Source organism: Lysobacter sp. HDW10 (assembly GCF_011300685.1).
GTDB lineage: Bacteria > Pseudomonadota > Gammaproteobacteria > Xanthomonadales > Xanthomonadaceae > Solilutibacter.
In genome coordinates this window covers 676,559-693,412 of record NZ_CP049864.1, presented here as the reverse complement: position 1 = coordinate 693,412, position 16,854 = coordinate 676,559, and the positions used below count along the sequence as shown (strand labels likewise).

At 57.8% G+C, this 16,854-nt stretch carries 14 protein-coding genes and 1 tRNA gene; 3 read left to right on the top strand and 12 right to left on the bottom strand.

Translation table 11 applies throughout. The annotated features are described in order from the left end of the window. Positions 1–14 precede the first annotated feature (14 nt). Together G7069_RS03435 and G7069_RS03430 are read right to left on the bottom strand one after the other, a co-directional pair. Positions 15–1,835, bottom strand: a complete 1,821-nt coding sequence (locus G7069_RS03435; RefSeq protein ID WP_166294296.1) for a 7TM diverse intracellular signaling domain-containing protein — start codon at positions 1,833–1,835, stop codon at positions 15–17. Further along, complete coding sequence (locus G7069_RS03430; protein WP_205758743.1) at positions 1,835–2,521, bottom strand: response regulator transcription factor; 687 nt, start codon at positions 2,519–2,521, stop codon at positions 1,835–1,837. The genes G7069_RS03435 and G7069_RS03430 overlap by 1 nt, the downstream gene beginning before the upstream one ends. A gap of 186 nt (positions 2,522–2,707) precedes the next feature. Here G7069_RS03430 and G7069_RS03425 point away from each other — a divergent pair, with 186 nt between their 5' ends. From G7069_RS03425 to G7069_RS03415, 3 genes are all read left to right on the top strand, one after another. After that, positions 2,708–3,712, top strand: coding sequence for a patatin-like phospholipase family protein (locus G7069_RS03425; protein ID WP_166294294.1), 1,005 nt, complete (start codon positions 2,708–2,710; stop codon positions 3,710–3,712). 74 nt (positions 3,713–3,786) lie between these two features. Then, positions 3,787–3,863, top strand: a tRNA-Arg gene (locus G7069_RS03420). Positions 3,864–3,881: 18 nt separating this feature from the next. Continuing rightward, a complete protein-coding gene (locus tag G7069_RS03415) occupies positions 3,882–5,261 on the top strand; it encodes a deoxyribodipyrimidine photo-lyase (RefSeq protein ID WP_166294292.1) in 1,380 nt (459 codons plus the stop codon). Between the two features lie 3 nt (positions 5,262–5,264). Here G7069_RS03415 and dmpH read toward each other — a convergent pair whose 3' ends face one another. The 10 genes from dmpH to G7069_RS03365 all read right to left on the bottom strand — a co-directional run bounded on the left by dmpH (position 5,265) and on the right by G7069_RS03365 (position 16,836). Then, positions 5,265–6,053: a 2-oxo-3-hexenedioate decarboxylase gene (dmpH, locus tag G7069_RS03410; protein ID WP_166294290.1), complete on the bottom strand. Its 789-nt coding sequence runs from the start codon at positions 6,051–6,053 to the stop codon at positions 5,265–5,267. Between the two features lies 1 nt (position 6,054). Then, on the bottom strand, positions 6,055–7,107 hold the full coding sequence (gene dmpG / locus G7069_RS03405) for a 4-hydroxy-2-oxovalerate aldolase (protein ID WP_166294288.1): 1,053 nt from the start codon (positions 7,105–7,107) through the stop codon (positions 6,055–6,057). Then, the gene (locus G7069_RS03400; protein ID WP_166294285.1) at positions 7,104–8,021 is read right to left on the bottom strand and encodes an acetaldehyde dehydrogenase (acetylating); all 918 of its coding nucleotides are present in this window, start codon (positions 8,019–8,021) and stop codon (positions 7,104–7,106) included. Before G7069_RS03400 ends, dmpG begins: the two co-directional genes overlap by 4 nt. Positions 8,022–8,030: 9 nt before the next feature. Further along, positions 8,031–8,822 (bottom strand): 2-oxopent-4-enoate hydratase, encoded by a 792-nt coding sequence (dmpE, locus tag G7069_RS03395; protein WP_166294283.1) that lies wholly within the window; start codon positions 8,820–8,822, stop codon positions 8,031–8,033. Positions 8,823–8,845: 23 nt separating this feature from the next. After that, positions 8,846–10,324, bottom strand: coding sequence for a 2-hydroxymuconic semialdehyde dehydrogenase (locus G7069_RS03390; protein ID WP_240912619.1), 1,479 nt, complete (start codon positions 10,322–10,324; stop codon positions 8,846–8,848). A 38-nt stretch (positions 10,325–10,362) separates the two neighbouring features. Continuing rightward, complete coding sequence (locus G7069_RS03385) at positions 10,363–12,390, bottom strand: alpha/beta fold hydrolase (protein ID WP_166294281.1); 2,028 nt, start codon at positions 12,388–12,390, stop codon at positions 10,363–10,365. After that, a complete protein-coding gene (locus G7069_RS03380; protein WP_166294279.1) occupies positions 12,387–14,198 on the bottom strand; it encodes a hypothetical protein in 1,812 nt (603 codons plus the stop codon). Before G7069_RS03380 ends, G7069_RS03385 begins: the two co-directional genes overlap by 4 nt. After that, positions 14,195–15,121 carry an ATP-binding cassette domain-containing protein gene (locus G7069_RS03375; RefSeq protein ID WP_166294277.1) on the bottom strand — a complete coding sequence of 309 codons (927 nt, stop codon included), beginning with the start codon at positions 15,119–15,121 and terminating at the stop codon, positions 14,195–14,197. The genes G7069_RS03380 and G7069_RS03375 overlap by 4 nt, the downstream gene beginning before the upstream one ends. Next, on the bottom strand, positions 15,118–15,531 hold the full coding sequence (locus G7069_RS03370; RefSeq protein WP_240912618.1) for a GntR family transcriptional regulator: 414 nt from the start codon (positions 15,529–15,531) through the stop codon (positions 15,118–15,120). Before G7069_RS03370 ends, G7069_RS03375 begins: the two co-directional genes overlap by 4 nt. A gap of 90 nt (positions 15,532–15,621) precedes the next feature. Further along, positions 15,622–16,836, bottom strand: coding sequence for an FAD-binding oxidoreductase (locus tag G7069_RS03365; protein WP_166294275.1), 1,215 nt, complete (start codon positions 16,834–16,836; stop codon positions 15,622–15,624). Between the last annotated feature and the right edge of the window lie 18 nt (positions 16,837–16,854).

Here is a 16,854-nt window from a genome sequence, read left to right as displayed (position 1 = left end):
CGAAGGCGCGACGCCTAAATTGGAACCTCGACGCGCAAGCATGTGCCGTCGAGGTTCGAGTCGATATGCAGTGCGCTCCCGAGGCGCATTGCACGGTGCTTCATGCTGGCCATGCCTGCACCACCCATCACCGTAGACGCATCAGATCGGCGCGCAAGGCCCTGGCCATTGTCGCGAACTTCGATTGTGAGGCGATCGGCCTTGCGTTGCAGTGCGATATCTACGCGCGTGGCTTCACTGTGTTTGAAGACATTGGTCAAGGATTCTTGCAAGAGTCGCAAGATATCCAAATGTCGACTTGAACCGAGATCCAAGTCTTCAAGCCCACTGAGCGTCCAATAGTCGTCAATTCCTTTTGCCTCGAAAAGCTTGCCTGCGCGATGTCGCAAAGGCACGATCACCGCTGCAAGATCCGCGCGCTCCTGCGCCGTGTTGTCGATGACTAAACGCAAGTCGTCGCGCATTTCCGCCAGCAGAGAAACCAACTGCTGCTTCGACATTCCGTCGTCTGCATTGCTCAAGCGCGTGATCGCACCTGCCAATGTGCCACCGAATCCGTCGTGCAAATCCCGCACCAATTGCAATCGCTCGCCGGCGCGACCATGCGCCAGTTCCAGAGCATGTCGGCTTTCCAAAGTCTCCTTCAATGTCGAAGTGGCACGCTGCACTTCTTCGGTCAATTCCGCGTTGAACCCCTCCACGCGCTTCATGGTGTTTGAGAATCGGTAGGCCAACACGAAGCCCATGCCCAGTACAGAAATCGGCGACGTGATGGCACCTAAATACTCGGATTCAGCCAACCAGCCCAAGTAGACGCCGAGATCGCGGAACGACACCAAGATCGGCAAACACAGACAGAGCGCCAGCACGACGTAATCTTTGCGACGATTGCGCAGCGCGAACACGATAAACGCAATGTTGGCGAGATACGCGAGAACGATACTCGGGAAGAGGTAGCTGTTCCGAGCGGGTCCCATCCAATGGGGCAACGCAAGCGCGAGGCAGAAGATGCACGCCGCAACCGCAATGAGTACACGTTCAATGCGCGGCAAGCGCTTGTCACTAAAACGCAAGAGAAAGAGTACCTGCGCGACAACACTTGCGACAAAGCACGCCGCATTGAACGCTTGCCAAGCATCCGTCGTCGGAAATGGCCAAGTGCTACGCGCGACGTAGTTATAGCCATGCATGCCCGAGAACAAACCGCTCAACGCGTACCAACCGTAAGTGGTGTCTTGTCGACGCAGCAACCAAAACAGTCCGAAGACCGATGCCATCACCAAGCCGATCGCGGCATCCAAGAGTTGCAGGTCGTAACGCACAAGCACATCACGGTTGTACACAGGCAGTAGGGTCTTTGGATCACCCACTTGCACCGTGCCCATACCCGGCTGATACGCGGCGAGTCCTGAAACGCGCACCAAGACTTCGTTCTTGCCCTGCCGCAACACCGGTGCCTGCAACAAGAAATAGCGCGGCACCTGCCATTTTCTTGACATGGGTTCGACCAAGGATTGATCGCGCGCCACCAAACTGCCATTGACATAAACCGCCGCCGCGAGACTGGTGTAGTCGACAATCAGCGCGGTCGGTTGCGCTGCGTCCGCCTGATCCCAAGACAGGCGATACCACACCGCACCATCGTGATGGGGCCATCGCTTGGTCCAGATGTCCAACAATTCAACGCGCTGCCAACCCGTGTCGGGCGGCTGCATCGAAGTTAAGTCACCGCGAACGGCTTCGGCCTGCGTGAGGGTGGTGATGGGCGGCGGTGTGCGTGCTTGCACTGAGAATGCGCACACGCACCACAACGCAAGACACACCCAAAAGCGCATCAAGGCACGAGACCCATGGCCCTTGCTTCGAAGACGGCCTGCGTGCGCGACTTGACCGACAGCTTGCGATAGATGTGCTTGTTATGCGCTTCAACGGTCAGTTTGGATAAGCCGAGCACTTCACTGATGTCACGGTTGCTAAGACCGCGCGACACCATCTGCAGAATTTCCAATTCGCGTTGCGAAAGCTGCACATCTGTCGCGTCGACTTCGGTGTGTTCGCGTGGAAGATCTTGGACCGGCGGTGTCACAAGCATGCCCAAAATATGACGCGCAATGAGCGGATCGATCGGTGCGCCCCCGCGCATCAAACTACGTAACGACAGCACCAGTTCGAGATCATCGCGCTCTTTCAGCAAGTAACCAATCGCTCCGGATTGCAACGCGGAAACAATCATCTTCTCTTCGGCAAATGCGGAGACCACAACGGTGGCAAGCTCGGGCCAGTCTGTACCGATCGATTGGATCAACTCGATGCCGCTGCCGTCTGGCAGGCTCACGTCGACCAAGGCCAATGAAAATACCGCGTCATTCAAGTGACGCTTGGCCTCGGCAATGGAACCTGCATGTGAGACCACCAAGGCGTCGCCTGCGACTTCGGTCAGCAAACGGGAAAGGCGCTTGCAGACGTCCGCGTCGTCATCTACGACGAGTACCGAATTGATGTCGATAGGCGCGAAGTCCAACGGTCCTGTCTCCCCCAGGCGTCTGATAATGCCCCAAAAACAGGGATTTCTCTAGTTTACGCCGTCTATCGCATTTTCGCAGCGCGCGCTGTATCGGGTTTGAAAGGTCCCTTCACGCGCATCGAGCAGCATGAATTCATCAGCCACGCATTAAGCTGTGAATCCCGCCAGATCCATTGAACTCAAATGCGCACCACTTTCCTCTCATTGCTCTTCGTCGCCGCACTCAGCGCATGCGCCAGCACCCCGACGCAAGACATCCGTGCACATGCGGCACCTGTGAAGCTGCCACCCGTAAAGGTGGGCATTGCCTTGGGCGGGGGCGCGGCCAAGGGGTTTGCCCACATCGGCGTCATCAAGATTTTGGAAGCCAATGGCATCACCCCGGTCGCCGTTTCCGGTACCAGTGCGGGGAGCGTGGTGGGTGCACTCTACGCAAGCGGCATGGATGCTTACGTGATGCAAGAACGCGCGTTTGCTTTGGACGAAGCCAGCATTCGCGATGTCAGTCTGTTCTCGGGCGGCTTGATCAAAGGACAAAAATTGCAGGACTACGTCAACAAGCTCGTCGGTGGCCGTGGCATTGAAAAGTTGCGTAAACCGTTTGCGGCCGTTGCGACAAATTTGGCCAACGGGCATCGCACCGTCTTTGTGCGCGGCAATACCGGCCAAGCTGTGCGTGCGTCGAGTTCAATTCCCGGTGTATTTGAAGCGACCAAAATCGGCGCTGCGCACTATGTGGACGGCGGTGTCGTCAGCCCCGTGCCGGTCGATGCAGCGCGTGAGTTGGGTGCCGAGTTTGTCATCGCCGTTGATATCAGCAGCAAGGCCGATGGCATTGCCTCAACCAGCAGCATGGTGGGCAATGTCCAACAAAGCATCAAGATCATGGGACAAAAGCTCGGTGCGCAAGAGCTCGCGCGTGCCGACATTGTGATTCGCCCACGCGTCAACGACATCGGCGCAGCAGATTTCGAACAGAAGAACCGCGCGATTTTGGAAGGTGAACGTGCCGCGCAGGCCGCCTTGCCGCAGATCAGAGCAAAGCTCGCGGCGATGCAAAAAGCACGCGTCACCAAAGCGCAGCAGGCGGCGGACGCCCGTGCCGAGCAGGCGCGCCAAGCACGCTGTGCCCAGCGTGATGGCTGGTTGGACAAGCTGCGGCGTGACCCTGAGTGTCGCGAAGATTGATGCGCACGCGGGGCACTTCGCGCTTGAATTGCCGAGCCGCTACAATGTCGGCTCCGCTACGGCGGACACGGCACGCGCCCGTAGCTCAGCCGGATAGAGTAGTGGCTTCCGAAGCCATTGGTCGGGGGTTCGAATCCCTCCGGGCGCGCCACATGTGTCGCTTCGACGCATGACCACCGGCATTTACTGGTTCAGACGCGACCTTAGACTTGCGGACAACGCAGGTTTGGCACGCGCCTTGGCTGCGCATGATGCGCTTTGTTTCGTCTATATCGACGAGCCCACAGCAGAACCCTATGACGCACACCGCGCATGGTTGCGTCGATCCTTGCTCGCACTCGCGCAGGACTTGCAGGCGCGGGGCGGCGAACTGCATATCTTGCAAGGCTCGGCAGAAACCCTGTTGCCGTGCTTAGCCGCGTCCTCGAACGCCACAGCTGTGCATGTGTGCACCTTGCATGAGCCGGAAGCGGATGCGCGCGATCTTCGAATCGCCGCGCAGCTCTCAAAAGTCGGCGTCCGATTGCTGCGTAACACGGGGCGACTGTTGACCGATGCCGATCAGGTGCGTAGCCAAACGGATTCGCCGTACCGCGTGTTCACGCCGTTCTTCAAATCTGCGCGCCAGACATGGCGTGTTCTCGATGTGCCAGCCCCTGTACGTGTTGCGAGCGTGCCATTGCCCGCGAGTGAAGCATGGCCGAGCGAGGCGGGCATCGCATCACCGACGCCTGCATGGGATGTCGGATTCTGGCACGACAGTGCGCCAGGTGAAGCGCATGCGCAAAATCGATTGAGCACCTTTCTGAAGTCGATCGACACCTACGCCGAAGCACGCGATTTTCCCGCACAAGACGCCACTTCCCGACTTTCCGCGCATTTGCATTTCGGCGAGATCAGTCCGAGCCGCGTGCTCGCCGCGGCACGCTTGCACGGGGGCGAGGGCGCCGACAAATTCATTGCCGAATTGGGTTGGCGTGAGTTTGCGTATTACGTGCTTCAGCATTGGCCGCAAACGCTGACGGAGAACTTCAATACGCGATTTGATCGCATGGCTTGGCGCGAAGATCCCAGGGCCGTGCAGGCGTGGCAAGCAGGTAGAACGGGCATTCCCATTGTTGACGCCGGGATGCGACAACTCTGGCAGCAAGGCAGAATGCACAATCGCGTGCGCATGATTGTCGCTTCATGGCTCACGAAACACGCCGGTGTGCACTGGCGTGAAGGGGCAAAGTGGTTCATGCACACCTTGGTAGACGCAGATCTCGCGAACAACACTTTGGGTTGGCAATGGGTGGCAGGAACAGGGGTCGATGCCGCGCCTTACTTCCGGATATTCAATCCGGTGAGTCAATCGCAAAAGTTCGATGCGTCGGGTGACTACGTGCGACGTTGGTTGCCTGAGTTGTCTTCGCTCGACAATCGAACGATCCACGCGCCGTGGTTGCAAGGCGTCGCAGTCAAGGCGTATCCCAAGCAACCGATTGTTGACCTGCAATCAGGCCGACAAGCCGCGCTGGATCGCTTCGCAGCCTGTCGAAATCGCTAGTCCCTAGGTGAAGCGCACCGACACACTGCCCATGCCTTGAATGTGCAGTTTGATTTCATCACCGGCCGCGACGGCCACGGCTTCAGTGATGCCGCCAGACAACACGATGCTGCCCGCAGGTAGCGTTTGCCCCCGACGACCTAAGTGATTCACCAACATGGCCACCGCCGCAGCAGGATGGCCGAGCACCGCCGCACCCGCGGAAAAAGCGATGGGCGCGCCGTTCTTCTCAAACACCACGCCTGCTGTACGCAAGTCGAGCGTGCGTGCGTCTACCGCGTGTTTGCCGAGAATGAAACGCGCAGCCGATGTGTTATCTGCAACCACGCTTTTCAGGTCAAATTTGAAATCTCGATAGCGACTGTCGATCACCTCGAGACCCGGCATGACCACGTCACTGGCAGCAAGGACGGCAGCGACATGACAGCCCGGCCCTTTCAATTCATTGCGCGTGACGAAAGCAATTTCCGGTTCAACCTTGGGATGAATCAAGTCATCCACGCGGATCGCCGTGGCATCTTCGACCTGAAACGCGTCGACCAAAAAGCCGAACACGGGATCAACAACACCCATCTGTTTCATCTTGGCGTGTGATGTCAGGCCCGCCTTGTAGCCAATGACGCGGGCACCGGATGCAAGCTTGTCCGCACGAATGCGTTCTTGCACGGCATACGCTTCTTCCCATGTCATATCGGGATAGTCGTCGGTGACTTTATGCGTATCTCGATTCTGTTGTTGGCACGCATGTAGATGGGTCGCAATCTGCGCCAGTTGTGCATCACTGAGTGCCATGTCAGGTCCCTGCCGTTGTGTGCGCAGCGCGTTGCTTGAGCAAGGTCAGCGCCGTGTCTTCAATCATGTCTTCTTGTCCACCCACGCAACGGCGTCGACCCATCTCGACCAAGATCTCGCGCGCAGACAGGCCGTACTTCTCACCGGCGCGCTTCGCAAACAACAAGAATGACCCGTACACACCGGCGTAGCCGAGGGTCAATGCATCACGGTCAATGCGAATCGGAAAATCCATGATGGGCACGACCAAATCTTCTGCCACGTCTTGAATCGCGAACACATCCACGCCCGTGTGAATACCCATACGCTCACACACCGCGACTAAGACTTCCATGGGTGTGTTGCCTGCCCCTGCGCCCAGGCCTGCCGCTGCGGCATCAATACGCGAAGCGCCGATTTCAATCGCAGCAATGGAATTGGCCACGCCCATCGACAGATTGTGGTGACCGTGGAAGCCCAGCTCAGTGTCAGGCAACAATGCCTCACGCACTGCACCCATCTTTGACTTCACTTCTTCCGGCAACATGTAGCCCGCGGAGTCAGTGATATAGATGCAGTTGGCACCATAGCTTTCCATCTTCTTGGCCTGTTCGACCAAACCGTGCGCGCTGTTCATGTGCGCCATCATCAAAAAACCGACGGTGTCGAGTCCAAGCTTTCGTGACAGCGCAATATGCTGCTCACTCACATCGGCTTCAGTGCAATGCGTGGCGACGCGCAAGGTATGCACGCCGAGTTCGTGCGCCATGCGCAAATCGTCGACCGTGCCAATCCCGGGCAAGAGCAAGGCCGATACTTTGGCCTGCTTCATCAGCGGAATGACTGCAGACAGATACTCCGCGTCGCTATGCGCGGGAAAACCGTAGTTGACGGAGCTGCCGCCCAAGCCATCCCCGTGCGTCACTTCAATCAACGGAATACCTGCGGCATCAAGACCTTGCGCGATCGACGTCATCTGCGCGAGTGTCATTTGATGGCGCTTCGGGTGCATGCCATCCCGCAAGGTCATGTCATGCAAGGTGACGCGACGCCCTTCCAATGTTGATTTGCTCATGCGCGTGCTCCACTTAACAGATTGAACCGGCCGGCGAGCATATCCTCGGCAAACATTTCAGCGGTGCGCGCAGCAGCGGCCGTCATGATGTCCAGGTTGCCGGCGTATTTCGGCAAGTAGTCGCCGAGGCCTTCTACCTCCAAAAATACAGAGACGCGATTGCCGTCGAACACCGGTCCATTGACGACGCGGAATCCCGGCACATAGCGCTGCACTTCGGCGACCATCGCGCGCACGCTCTCCGTGATTTTCGCCTCATCGGGTGTCGACTCGGTCAAACAGTGCACGGTGTCGCGCATGATCAAGGGAGGCTCGGCCGGATTGATCACGATGATGGCTTTGCCTTGTGCCGCGCCGCCAAGCTGTTCAACCGCACGCGCGGTGGTACGCGTGAACTCATCAATATTCTTGCGTGTGCCAGGGCCCACTGAGCGGCTTGAAACGGTCGCAACAATTTCGCCATAGCGCACGGCTTGTACGCGACTGATCGCAGCAACGATCGGAATGGTTGCTTGACCGCCGCAGGTCACCATATTGACGTTGGCAACTTGTCGACCAATGTGTTCTTGCAAGTTCACCGTCGGCACGCAATAGGGACCAATGGCCGCCGGTGTCAGATCGATCATCAAGGCGCCTTCAGCATTCACCTTGCGGGCGTTTTCTGCATGTGCCGAAGCACTGGTGGCGTCAAACACGATGCGCACGTGATCGGCATGCAGATGCGGTAGCAAACCATCGATGCCTTGGTCGGTCGTTTTCACCCCAAGTGCTGCCGCGCGCTTGAGCCCTTCGGACTCGGGATCGATACCGACCATCCAAACGGGTTCCAAGACCGGGCTGCGTTGCAGCTTTGCCAACAGATCGGTGCCGATATTGCCCGGGCCGATCACGGCGCATTTCACTCTCTCTTGCATGTGGATTCCTTAGCTAAAACGCACGCTGCAGCTGCCAATGCCACCGATGGTGACGCGCAACGCATCGCCCTGTGTCACGGGGACCATCGTTCCAAGCGATCCCGACAAAATAATCTCACCCGCTTCCAAGGCAATGCCGCGCGCACCCAAGGTATTGGCAAGCCACGCAACGGCTTCCGCGGGATGCCCCATCGCCGCTGCGCCTGCGCCGGTGGCGACAATCTCACCGTTCTTCTCGAGCACCATGCCGCAGGTCATCAGATCAACATCGCGGGGCGAGACTAGACGATCGCCTAAGACGAAGACGCCGCACGACGCGTTGTCGGCCACGGTATCGACAATGCTGATCTTCCAATCGCGGATACGCGAGTCGACGATTTCAAAGCAGGCCATCACCCCGTCGGTCGCATCCAACACATCTTCACGCGTCACGCCGGGGCCTTTCAAAGTCTTCTTCAGCAAGAACGCCACTTCGCCTTCTGCTTTGGGCTGAATCAAATCCGCGGAGGGGATGGATTCTCCCTCGTTGTACACCATGCGATCGGTCAACCAACCGAAGTCCGGTTGAAACACACCCAGAAGGTCCATGACGGCACGGCTGGTCACACCGATCTTTTTGCCGACAACCCGCTCACCCGAAGCCAAGCGACGTGCCATCAAATGCTGTTGCACCGTGTAGGCAGCATCGATATCCATGTCCGGATACTCGGCAATCAAAGGCGCAATGGCGCGTCGCGTATGCAATGCGTCGAACAAGGCATCGCCCATACGCTGCAAGTGTTCTGAGGAAGGTCCAGTCATGTCGGAATCCAAGCGGTTCGATATCAAAGTTTGATGCAGATGTTTTTCAGCTCAGTGTAGAACTCGAGCGAGTGGACGCCGCCTTCGCGACCAATGCCGGATTGCTTCGCGCCGCCAAATGGTGTGCGCAAGTCACGCAGATACCATGCGTTCACCCATGCAATACCCACGCGCACTTGTCGCGCCACACGGTGAGCACGCGCAAGATCACGCGTCCAAATGGCGGTGGATAGCCCGTAGTGCGTGTCATTGGCCAATGCAATCGCCTCTTCTTCGGTATCAAAGGACGCGATGTGACAGCACGGCCCAAAGATCTCTTCCTTCATCACGCGCGCGTCTTCAGGCAGGCCCGTCCAGATTGTCGGTTGAATCCAGTAGCCGCCTTTTAGCGCCGTCGGCATCTCAGGCACGCCGCCGCCGGTCACCACCGTGGCGCCTTCGTCGCGCGCGAGTTTGAAGTACGACAGCACTTTCGCATGATGTTCTTGGCTCACCAGTGGGCCCATCTGCGTGGCTTCGTCTTGAGGCGCGCCAATGTGCATCGCCTCTGCTGCTGACTTCAATGCAGCGACAAACCTGTCGAAGATCGGACGCTCAACATAGACGCGCTCTGTGCCCAAGCAGACTTGACCACTGTTTGCGAACGCGCTGCGGAGTGTGCCTTCGACGGCAGCATCAAAATCGCAATCGGCAAAAATCAAGCCAGCGTTTTTGCCACCCATTTCCAAACTGACCGGTCGCGCACCGATCGCAGCTGCCTGCATGATCGCGGCGCCGGTTTTTGTTTCACCGGTAAAGGTGATCGCATCAACACCCGGATGCGTGGTGAGAAATTCGCCAGCAGAACCCGGACCAAAACCATGGATCACATTGAACACGCCGGGCGGTACGCCTGCTTCATTCATGACGTCGCCCAACAGTGCTGCCGTTTGCGGTGTCACTTCCGAAGGTTTCACCACCACCGTATTACCGCAGGCCAATGCCGGCCCGACTTTCCAAGTCAGCAGTAGCAGCGGTAGATTCCACGGGCAAATTACGCCCACAACACCGACGGGTGCACGCACGCTGTAGTTGATGGCACCACGACCATCCGGTGTTGCGGTTTCGAAGTATTCGCCCGGCACATCTTTGACGAGATCCGCGAACACTTTGAAATTGGCGGCCCCGCGCGGAATGTCCAAGCTTCGCGCCAAGGCATACGGCTTGCCTGTGTCTTCACACTCGGCTGTCAAGAAGGCATCGAAGCGGCGCGTGATGCCATCGACCAATTTCTCAAGAATGGCGACGCGTGCTTGTACTGACATCTGACCCCACGGCCCATTCAAAGCGGCCTGCGCGGCACGCACCGCAGCATCGACTTGCGCTTTGTCCGCTTCGTGAATGTCTGCAATGTGTTCGCCCGTGATCGGCGAATACTTCTTGAAGGTACGATCGCTGGCGACATAGTCGCCGGCGATGAAGTTATGCACTTGTTTCAGTGCGCTGCCCTTAGCTGTGTGCATCTGAGTTCATGTCCCGCATCAATGCGTCCATGAACAGATTATCGGAGATCAAATGCCACGGCCGAGTTACGCAGTCGCGTTTTCATCCAAGCTTTCAATCTCGCGCCCGCAGGTTCGACCGCGCGCCCGCCCAAAACCGCATGCAGCTGCGTTTCCATGGCCCAAAGGTAGCCTTCCATCGACATACCTGGCGCCGGCGAATGTTGACTGTCCGGATCGACCACCAAGGTGACGGGGGCCTGCTTCATGCGCAGTGTTGCGACGTAGTGGGTCACCGAACGAAGCGGAACGGTCGGGTCGACGCCACCTGCAAAGATGAGCACAGGCCGGTGCAGGCGCGCTGCATTGAAAAGAGGTGATTGTGTGTGGAGGCGATTGAAGGTCGTGGGGTCTTCGCCATCCAATTGCAGGGCTCGCAGCGTTTCTTTCAGTGAGCGATCCGGCAGGTCCGCTTGGTAGCCATTGCCGAGTTCCCAACGCATCGCCCAACCGAGGTCAGAAGGCGGTGCGCCGGCAAAACCCACTTTGAATAGCTCAGGCTGAAACGTCAGGCCGATCAAAGTGCTGTAGCCGCCGAAGCTATGGCCCACGATGCCAACGCGCTCGGCGTCGCCGACGCCGAGTTTCAGTAGGGCACGCGCGCCTTCAACGATATCTTGCTGCACACGGCCATTTCCGTAATCGCCTTTAGATGCAAACGTATAGTTGCGACCGAAGCCAGTGGAGCCACGAAAATTCGATTGATACACCACATAGCCACGGTTTGCCAAAAGCTGTGCAACACCGTCAAAGCCTGGCCGGAAATGATTGATGGGGCCGCCGTGCACTTGAACCACGAGTGGCGCGCGGGCAGGGTCGATGCCCGGGGGTACGAGCAAGAAGCCATGCACGCGAAAACCATCGGACGCCGTAAACGTCCACGGCATTTTGTGCGCAAGCGACTGCTCAGGCGCCATCGTCTCCGTCGATTTTTCAGCGCTCAGAATGCGCTGAAAGGTTTGGCCTGCAAACACATACCAACGTGCTTCACGCAGCGTGGCGCTGCGCACAGCGACAAGCCAACGGCCACCTGCAAACTGCAGGCCCACATCAAAACCATCGAAGTGCCTTGCGATATCAGCGACGGTCTTCTGCTGTGTGCCGATGCCATAGGTCGCCGCTGAAGCACTGCGATAACTGGCTGCCAAGGGTTCACCCGTCAAAGGATTAGTCACTGTTTCGTCCAGATCCGCTGTGTGGCTTGGATCCTGGTGCAAGACCGTCGTGCGATCTTGTGCGTCGATGCGGAGCACTTGGCGTAAGTCTGCATTGACGTTCCCTTCCAACCACATGCTTTGGTCTGGCGCGGTACCCAAGATATTGACGAACTCCAAAGGACGCATACGCATCACCACGCGCTGCTTTCGATGTTCGTCAAAGCGCATCAGTCCATTGCGGCCTTTATCGAAAAACGTGAACGCCGTGAGCACGCCGCGCGTATCGAAACTCACTTGTTGAATCCAATACGGTGCATTGAGCACCACGGATTCCTCTCCGCGCGCCGTGACGCGCAGCACGCGCCAAGCCGTCGGACCCGCATGCACGCTGCGCTCGCGAATCAGAATGGCCGCGGGCTGCGAGCGATCCACGGCCATGAACTGACGGCGCGTAGTACCCCCCAAACGCACGTGCGCACCGGCTTTACCGTCAATGCCGATACTGTCGACTGCATCACCCGCACGTAAGAACAGGTGCTGACCATCGGTCGACCACAAGATCTGATCGGCAGAAGTGCGTGGCAGCAAGTTGCGCGTTGACGCGCCATCTAAAGACTGCAGCCAAGCACTGCGCGCGTCGCCTTGTTTACGCAAGAAGGCAATATGCCGACCCTGCGGTGAAAGGCGCACGGCACTGATCACACTTGCGTCGTAAAAGGCCTCACGCGGAAGTGTTGGCGCGACAGGCAGAGCGCGCTGCGTGTGCAAGTAGGTTGTCAAATCCGTGCTGCGTTCAACGGCCAGCCCTTGGCGAGCCCCGAACAACACGAACCACAGCACAAGCCATCGGGCTACAGAGTGAAGTTTCATGCGTGTGCCTGCGTACGTGCCGGGCGATCACGGAACATCCACCACAGCGCCAAGAACGCGGGCAATCCAATCACACCGCATGTCACAACCCAAAGCCAGCGCTCACGCGTGGTGAACTGCTTCTTGCGCGTCCATAGCCACGCCAGGACCAAGGCAAGCACGCAGCATACAAGTGCAACGATCTTTACGAGACGCGGTAGCGCGTCCACCTGCGTCCGCAACGGATCGGCAGGCGCATACAAGTCTTGCGCTTGCAAACACAAGGTGCGCAATACAGGCGACAACCAGGTGATGCGATTGGGATAGAGCGGCGGCAAATCCAGATTCAAGCGCTTATTCACAATCGTGTGTGCACGACCTTGCGCATCCACTTGAACGATCTGCTGAAAAGGCTGTTGCAATTCAGAAGACCACACACCCCACGTGTAGGTGTACGAGATCAAATAGCCATCCAGCAGCTCCATCGTGGCCACCATGCTCAAGTTGCCGATCTTGCCACCGAGCGGAATACGCAGAGTCGGTTGCAGCACTTGCAAGGTGTTGGCGATATCGCGACCGGAGTAGACGTACATGGCGCGATCACTTAAGACCATGAAGTTGTCGCCCAAGGGTTCGGGTGATTGCGCCATCACTTCGCCATCGGGCAAACGCACACGTTCAAACACATGTTTCGACGTGGCATCGTATTGATAAGCCGCGCGACTATTGAATAGAAAGCCGTAGCCGCCCTGACGCGTTGGCGCGGGAAACGCAGCGTTCGAATCGCCCACGCCTAGCGTGCCGCGCGCACGATTGTCACCGGTGCCATAACCCACAAAGCGCATGCGATCGTGACTGAAGACCCAGCGGATGCCATGTTCAACGTCATCAAATTCCATCGGTGCCGGGTTGGTGAGCGAATGGCGGAACGCTTGCGTCCGCATCGGGCCGCTCAGGTACACATCGGACAACGCAATCTGCTCACGCCAAAGTTGCGCTTCACTCGATTGCACGCCGCGAAGACCAATCGTGAGCAATTTTCTGCCCCCTTCGGTCGCGCTGCCTTGAAGACGATCTGCTTCAATCGCGCCCCCTGCCGGTGCGGTGAGCAACGGATGCGTGCCCGCCACATTCATCGAAAGCTCGTAGCCGAAACCCACGATCCACAACAAAAAGTAAGCGGCCACTTGTACCGGGAGCGCAAGCGCGAGCGCAGCCGCGGGCCGGGTGGGAACGGCCGTCGGATCGGGCTTGAACACAATGGCAATCAGAGCGGCGATGGCCGCGAGGATCGTCACTTGCAACGCCAACATGCCCGCGCCGTTTGCCTGCGCAAACATCAGCAAGCTTGGGAATAAAAAGATCGCGAATGAATAGCGGCGATTGCCGATCGCAGCGAACGCGCCTGCCGCGTACCCGATCAACGCAATCAAACTTGCGCTCACACCGAGCAGCCAATGGCGAAGATCCACCACACGCGGTGTCGCGAGGTCCTGATACAGCGCAAGGAGGAAGATCGGCAGCAGGGTGGCAACGACCAACCACACCGCACCCGCGCCCGTCAGTGCACCCGCAATCCCCAAACGATGGACGGGGCGATGCAGCAAATTCAGCCAATGATTCGCGCGTCGATAGCTCACCATTTGGTAGAGGCCAAGCAGTGCACCGACCGCCATGTACACCGCGGCAAATACTTGGTACACGAAGATCGGTTGCTGAGCGAGGTCGACGAATCGGCTCACCAAAGCCAATACGGTGAGATGGACAACACCTAATGCCAGGGCCCATAAGCGGAAGCGTTGCAATTCACTTTTAAAGAGCTGGATCATGGCGAAGGATTCCGGTCAGGTGTCTTGTGTCCGACAGCAAGAAATGCGTTGACGGCGCGATCGAGGCTCACGGGCATTGCGTGCACTTCACGCGCACCCTGCGTCCGCAACCAGGTGGCGAAATCGTCGTCGCGATCAAACATCAGAAAATGGTGAAGCCCATCGATGCGCTGCATTTCGAGCAAGCCATCGATGGTGCGCGGGTCGGGTGCCTTGAACGGGATGTCCGCGACCCAATGGCTGACACGTGCAGCAAAATCCTCTGGCGCAGACATATGTTTCAGTCGACCGTGCTCCAGGATGATGAGATTGTCTGCAACGCGCTCAATCTCTTCCATCTGATGCGAGCAGTAAATGATCGTGCACGCATCGGTGGCGTTGCTATACATCAAGGCCTCGAGAAAAGCGCGTTTGGCAACGACGTCGAGACCCAGGGTCGGTTCGTCCAACACCAAAAGCTCAGGGCGTTGCGCTAGGGCCAACGCCAAATTCAGTCCGGCGCGTTCACCGCGTGACAACTGAGCGACCTTCTGCTCAGGCAAAACGTTGTAGTGCCCCAAGACATTGTCAAAGATGTCTTGTTGCCATTGCGCGTACTGCGTGCGTTGCATCTCCACTATTTGCGACACACGCAGCCATCCCGGCAGGGTGTGTTCTTCGTTGACAAATCCAATCCGTCCGCGATCTTGGGCCGTCAGCGTTTGGCTGTCACGACCCAGAATGTGTGCGCTGCCGCTGCTCGGTGATTGAAAGCCAAGCAAGATGCGGAAAAGGGTGGATTTGCCCGCGCCATTCGCACCGACAATGGCGTGAATATTGCCGCGCGGAATGGCAAGGTCCAAATGATCCAAGGCGCATTTGCGACCGTACATTCGGCTCAATGCGCGCGTCTCAATCACGTACTCGTTGTGTACTGCGTTCATGCGCGTTTCCTTGGCATGTGAAATTCGAAGGCGCGCGCGATCCTGTCTTGCACGTCTTCCACGGTGTAGTCGAGCGGTATCACGTCGTGCACGAAGCGGTCGATCGCCTCTTCAAAACGGCGCGAGCGTTCTCTGCCTGACAAGCGTTGACGGGGTTTTGCCACGTACAGGCCAAGCCCTTGGCGCGATTCCAACCAGCCTTCGGTGGTCAGTTCGGCATAAGCCTTGGAAACCGTGTTGGGATTGATCGACAACTGTTGTGCCAGCCCGCGCACGCTCGGCAATTGGTCGCCATGGTTCAGTTCGCCGGTCGCGATCTTCATACGGACGGCGTCGGTGATCTGCTTGACGATCGGGCGGACATCGCCTGTGGCGATTTGAATCAGTAACGGAGTGGTGCGCGCCATCATTCTGCCTTGGTCTCACTGTACTAGCGCGGACAGTACAGTTAGGTTTGCAAACTTGTCAACCCAATCCGACGAAATGGGGGATTCAGAGGATCAATGCCCTAAACGACGGAATGAAAATAGCGCGGCGAGCGGGTGCTGCCGACCTTCGATCGTCGCCCTGAGCAGGCGAGCACCAATCGTGGAATACGTAATGCCATTGCCGCCGTAAGCCATCGCAAAGAGCACAGAGGGTGGATGCTCGGCATGGACGCCAAAAAACGGTAAACCGTCCGCCGTTTCTGCAAATGTGCCGGCCCAAGCAAAAGACGGCTTCAGTGTGACAGTCGGAAACAGCCGCGCGGCCTTGCGGTGCAATGTGCGCGCCTTCTTTGGCAAACGCGCATCACGCAGAAGCGGCACATCAAACGCATCGTCTTCGCCGCCAATTAAGACCCGTTGATCGTTGGTCGCGCGTGCATACAGATACGGACGACGCGTTTCCCACAGCATCGCTTTAGAGAGCGCGTGCGGTACGCCACCCGGGACGGGTTCGGAAATCCACGCATAGCTACTGCGGTTCTTCGCCACACGTTGCCGAATGAACTGTTGTGATTCATAGCCCGCAGCAACGACCAAATGCTTTGCATGGACTTGGACGCCGTACTCGCTCGTGAGCTCAACGCGGTGAGGCTTTGCGACAATTCGCTTCAAGGTACATCGGTCATGGACGGATGCGCCTTGATCTGCGGCATGCATCAACAAGCGATAGGTGAGTCGATAGGGATCCACTTGGGCGGCAAGATCGCTCAGAATCGCCGCATGTGCTTCTATTCCGAACTGTGTACGCACATCTTCCGCATCAAGCCAGTGCACAGGAAATCTGTGTTTGCGACGCAACGCATACTCTGCCTGTAAGCGGCGAACATGCGACTTTTGACTGCTGAAATACAGGCTCTTTCGTAAATCGAAGGCCACGTCGCCTGCATCCGCTGCAATGTCGGCCAACACACCAATCGATTGCATGCACGCCAAGTAGGCCAGCACGGCATTGTCTTCGCCGTACATTTTCGCGAGCTCGCACATGGGTGTATCGATTTCATACTGCAGAAGTGCCGTGCTTGCGGAGGTGCTTCCCCAGCCGATATCGCGCTTGTCCAAGACACACACCGAATGCCCGTGCGTCAGCAGTTCGTGTGCAATCAATGCGCCGGAAATGCCGCCACCCAGCACAGCCACATCACAACGCACATCGCGCGTGAGCGCCGGAAACGCATGCATCAAACCGTTTTTGACAGCCCAAAAGGGATAACCACTTTTGATATCCACGGGTGCGCATCCTCATAC

What these genes read in the sequence shown, in the direction of transcription:
- G7069_RS03380 (WP_166294279.1), bottom strand. Translation starts at nt 14,198, where the DNA reads ATGATCCAGCTCTTTAAAAGTGAATTGCAACGCTTCCGCTTATGGGCC.
- dmpH (WP_166294290.1), bottom strand. Translation starts at nt 6,053, where the DNA reads ATGGCACTCAGTGATGCACAACTGGCGCAGATTGCGACCCATCTACAT.
- dmpG (WP_166294288.1), bottom strand. Translation starts at nt 7,107, where the DNA reads ATGAGCAAATCAACATTGGAAGGGCGTCGCGTCACCTTGCATGACATG.
- G7069_RS03435 (WP_166294296.1), bottom strand. Translation starts at nt 1,835, where the DNA reads ATGCGCTTTTGGGTGTGTCTTGCGTTGTGGTGCGTGTGCGCATTCTCA.
- G7069_RS03425 (WP_166294294.1), top strand. Translation starts at nt 2,708, where the DNA reads ATGCGCACCACTTTCCTCTCATTGCTCTTCGTCGCCGCACTCAGCGCA.
- G7069_RS03385 (WP_166294281.1), bottom strand. Translation starts at nt 12,390, where the DNA reads ATGAAACTTCACTCTGTAGCCCGATGGCTTGTGCTGTGGTTCGTGTTG.
- G7069_RS03415 (WP_166294292.1), top strand. Translation starts at nt 3,882, where the DNA reads ATGACCACCGGCATTTACTGGTTCAGACGCGACCTTAGACTTGCGGAC.
- G7069_RS03390 (WP_240912619.1), bottom strand. Translation starts at nt 10,324, where the DNA reads ATGCACACAGCTAAGGGCAGCGCACTGAAACAAGTGCATAACTTCATC.
- dmpE (WP_166294283.1), bottom strand. Translation starts at nt 8,822, where the DNA reads ATGACTGGACCTTCCTCAGAACACTTGCAGCGTATGGGCGATGCCTTG.
- G7069_RS03370 (WP_240912618.1), bottom strand. Translation starts at nt 15,531, where the DNA reads ATGATGGCGCGCACCACTCCGTTACTGATTCAAATCGCCACAGGCGAT.
- G7069_RS03375 (WP_166294277.1), bottom strand. Translation starts at nt 15,121, where the DNA reads ATGAACGCAGTACACAACGAGTACGTGATTGAGACGCGCGCATTGAGC.
- G7069_RS03400 (WP_166294285.1), bottom strand. Translation starts at nt 8,021, where the DNA reads ATGCAAGAGAGAGTGAAATGCGCCGTGATCGGCCCGGGCAATATCGGC.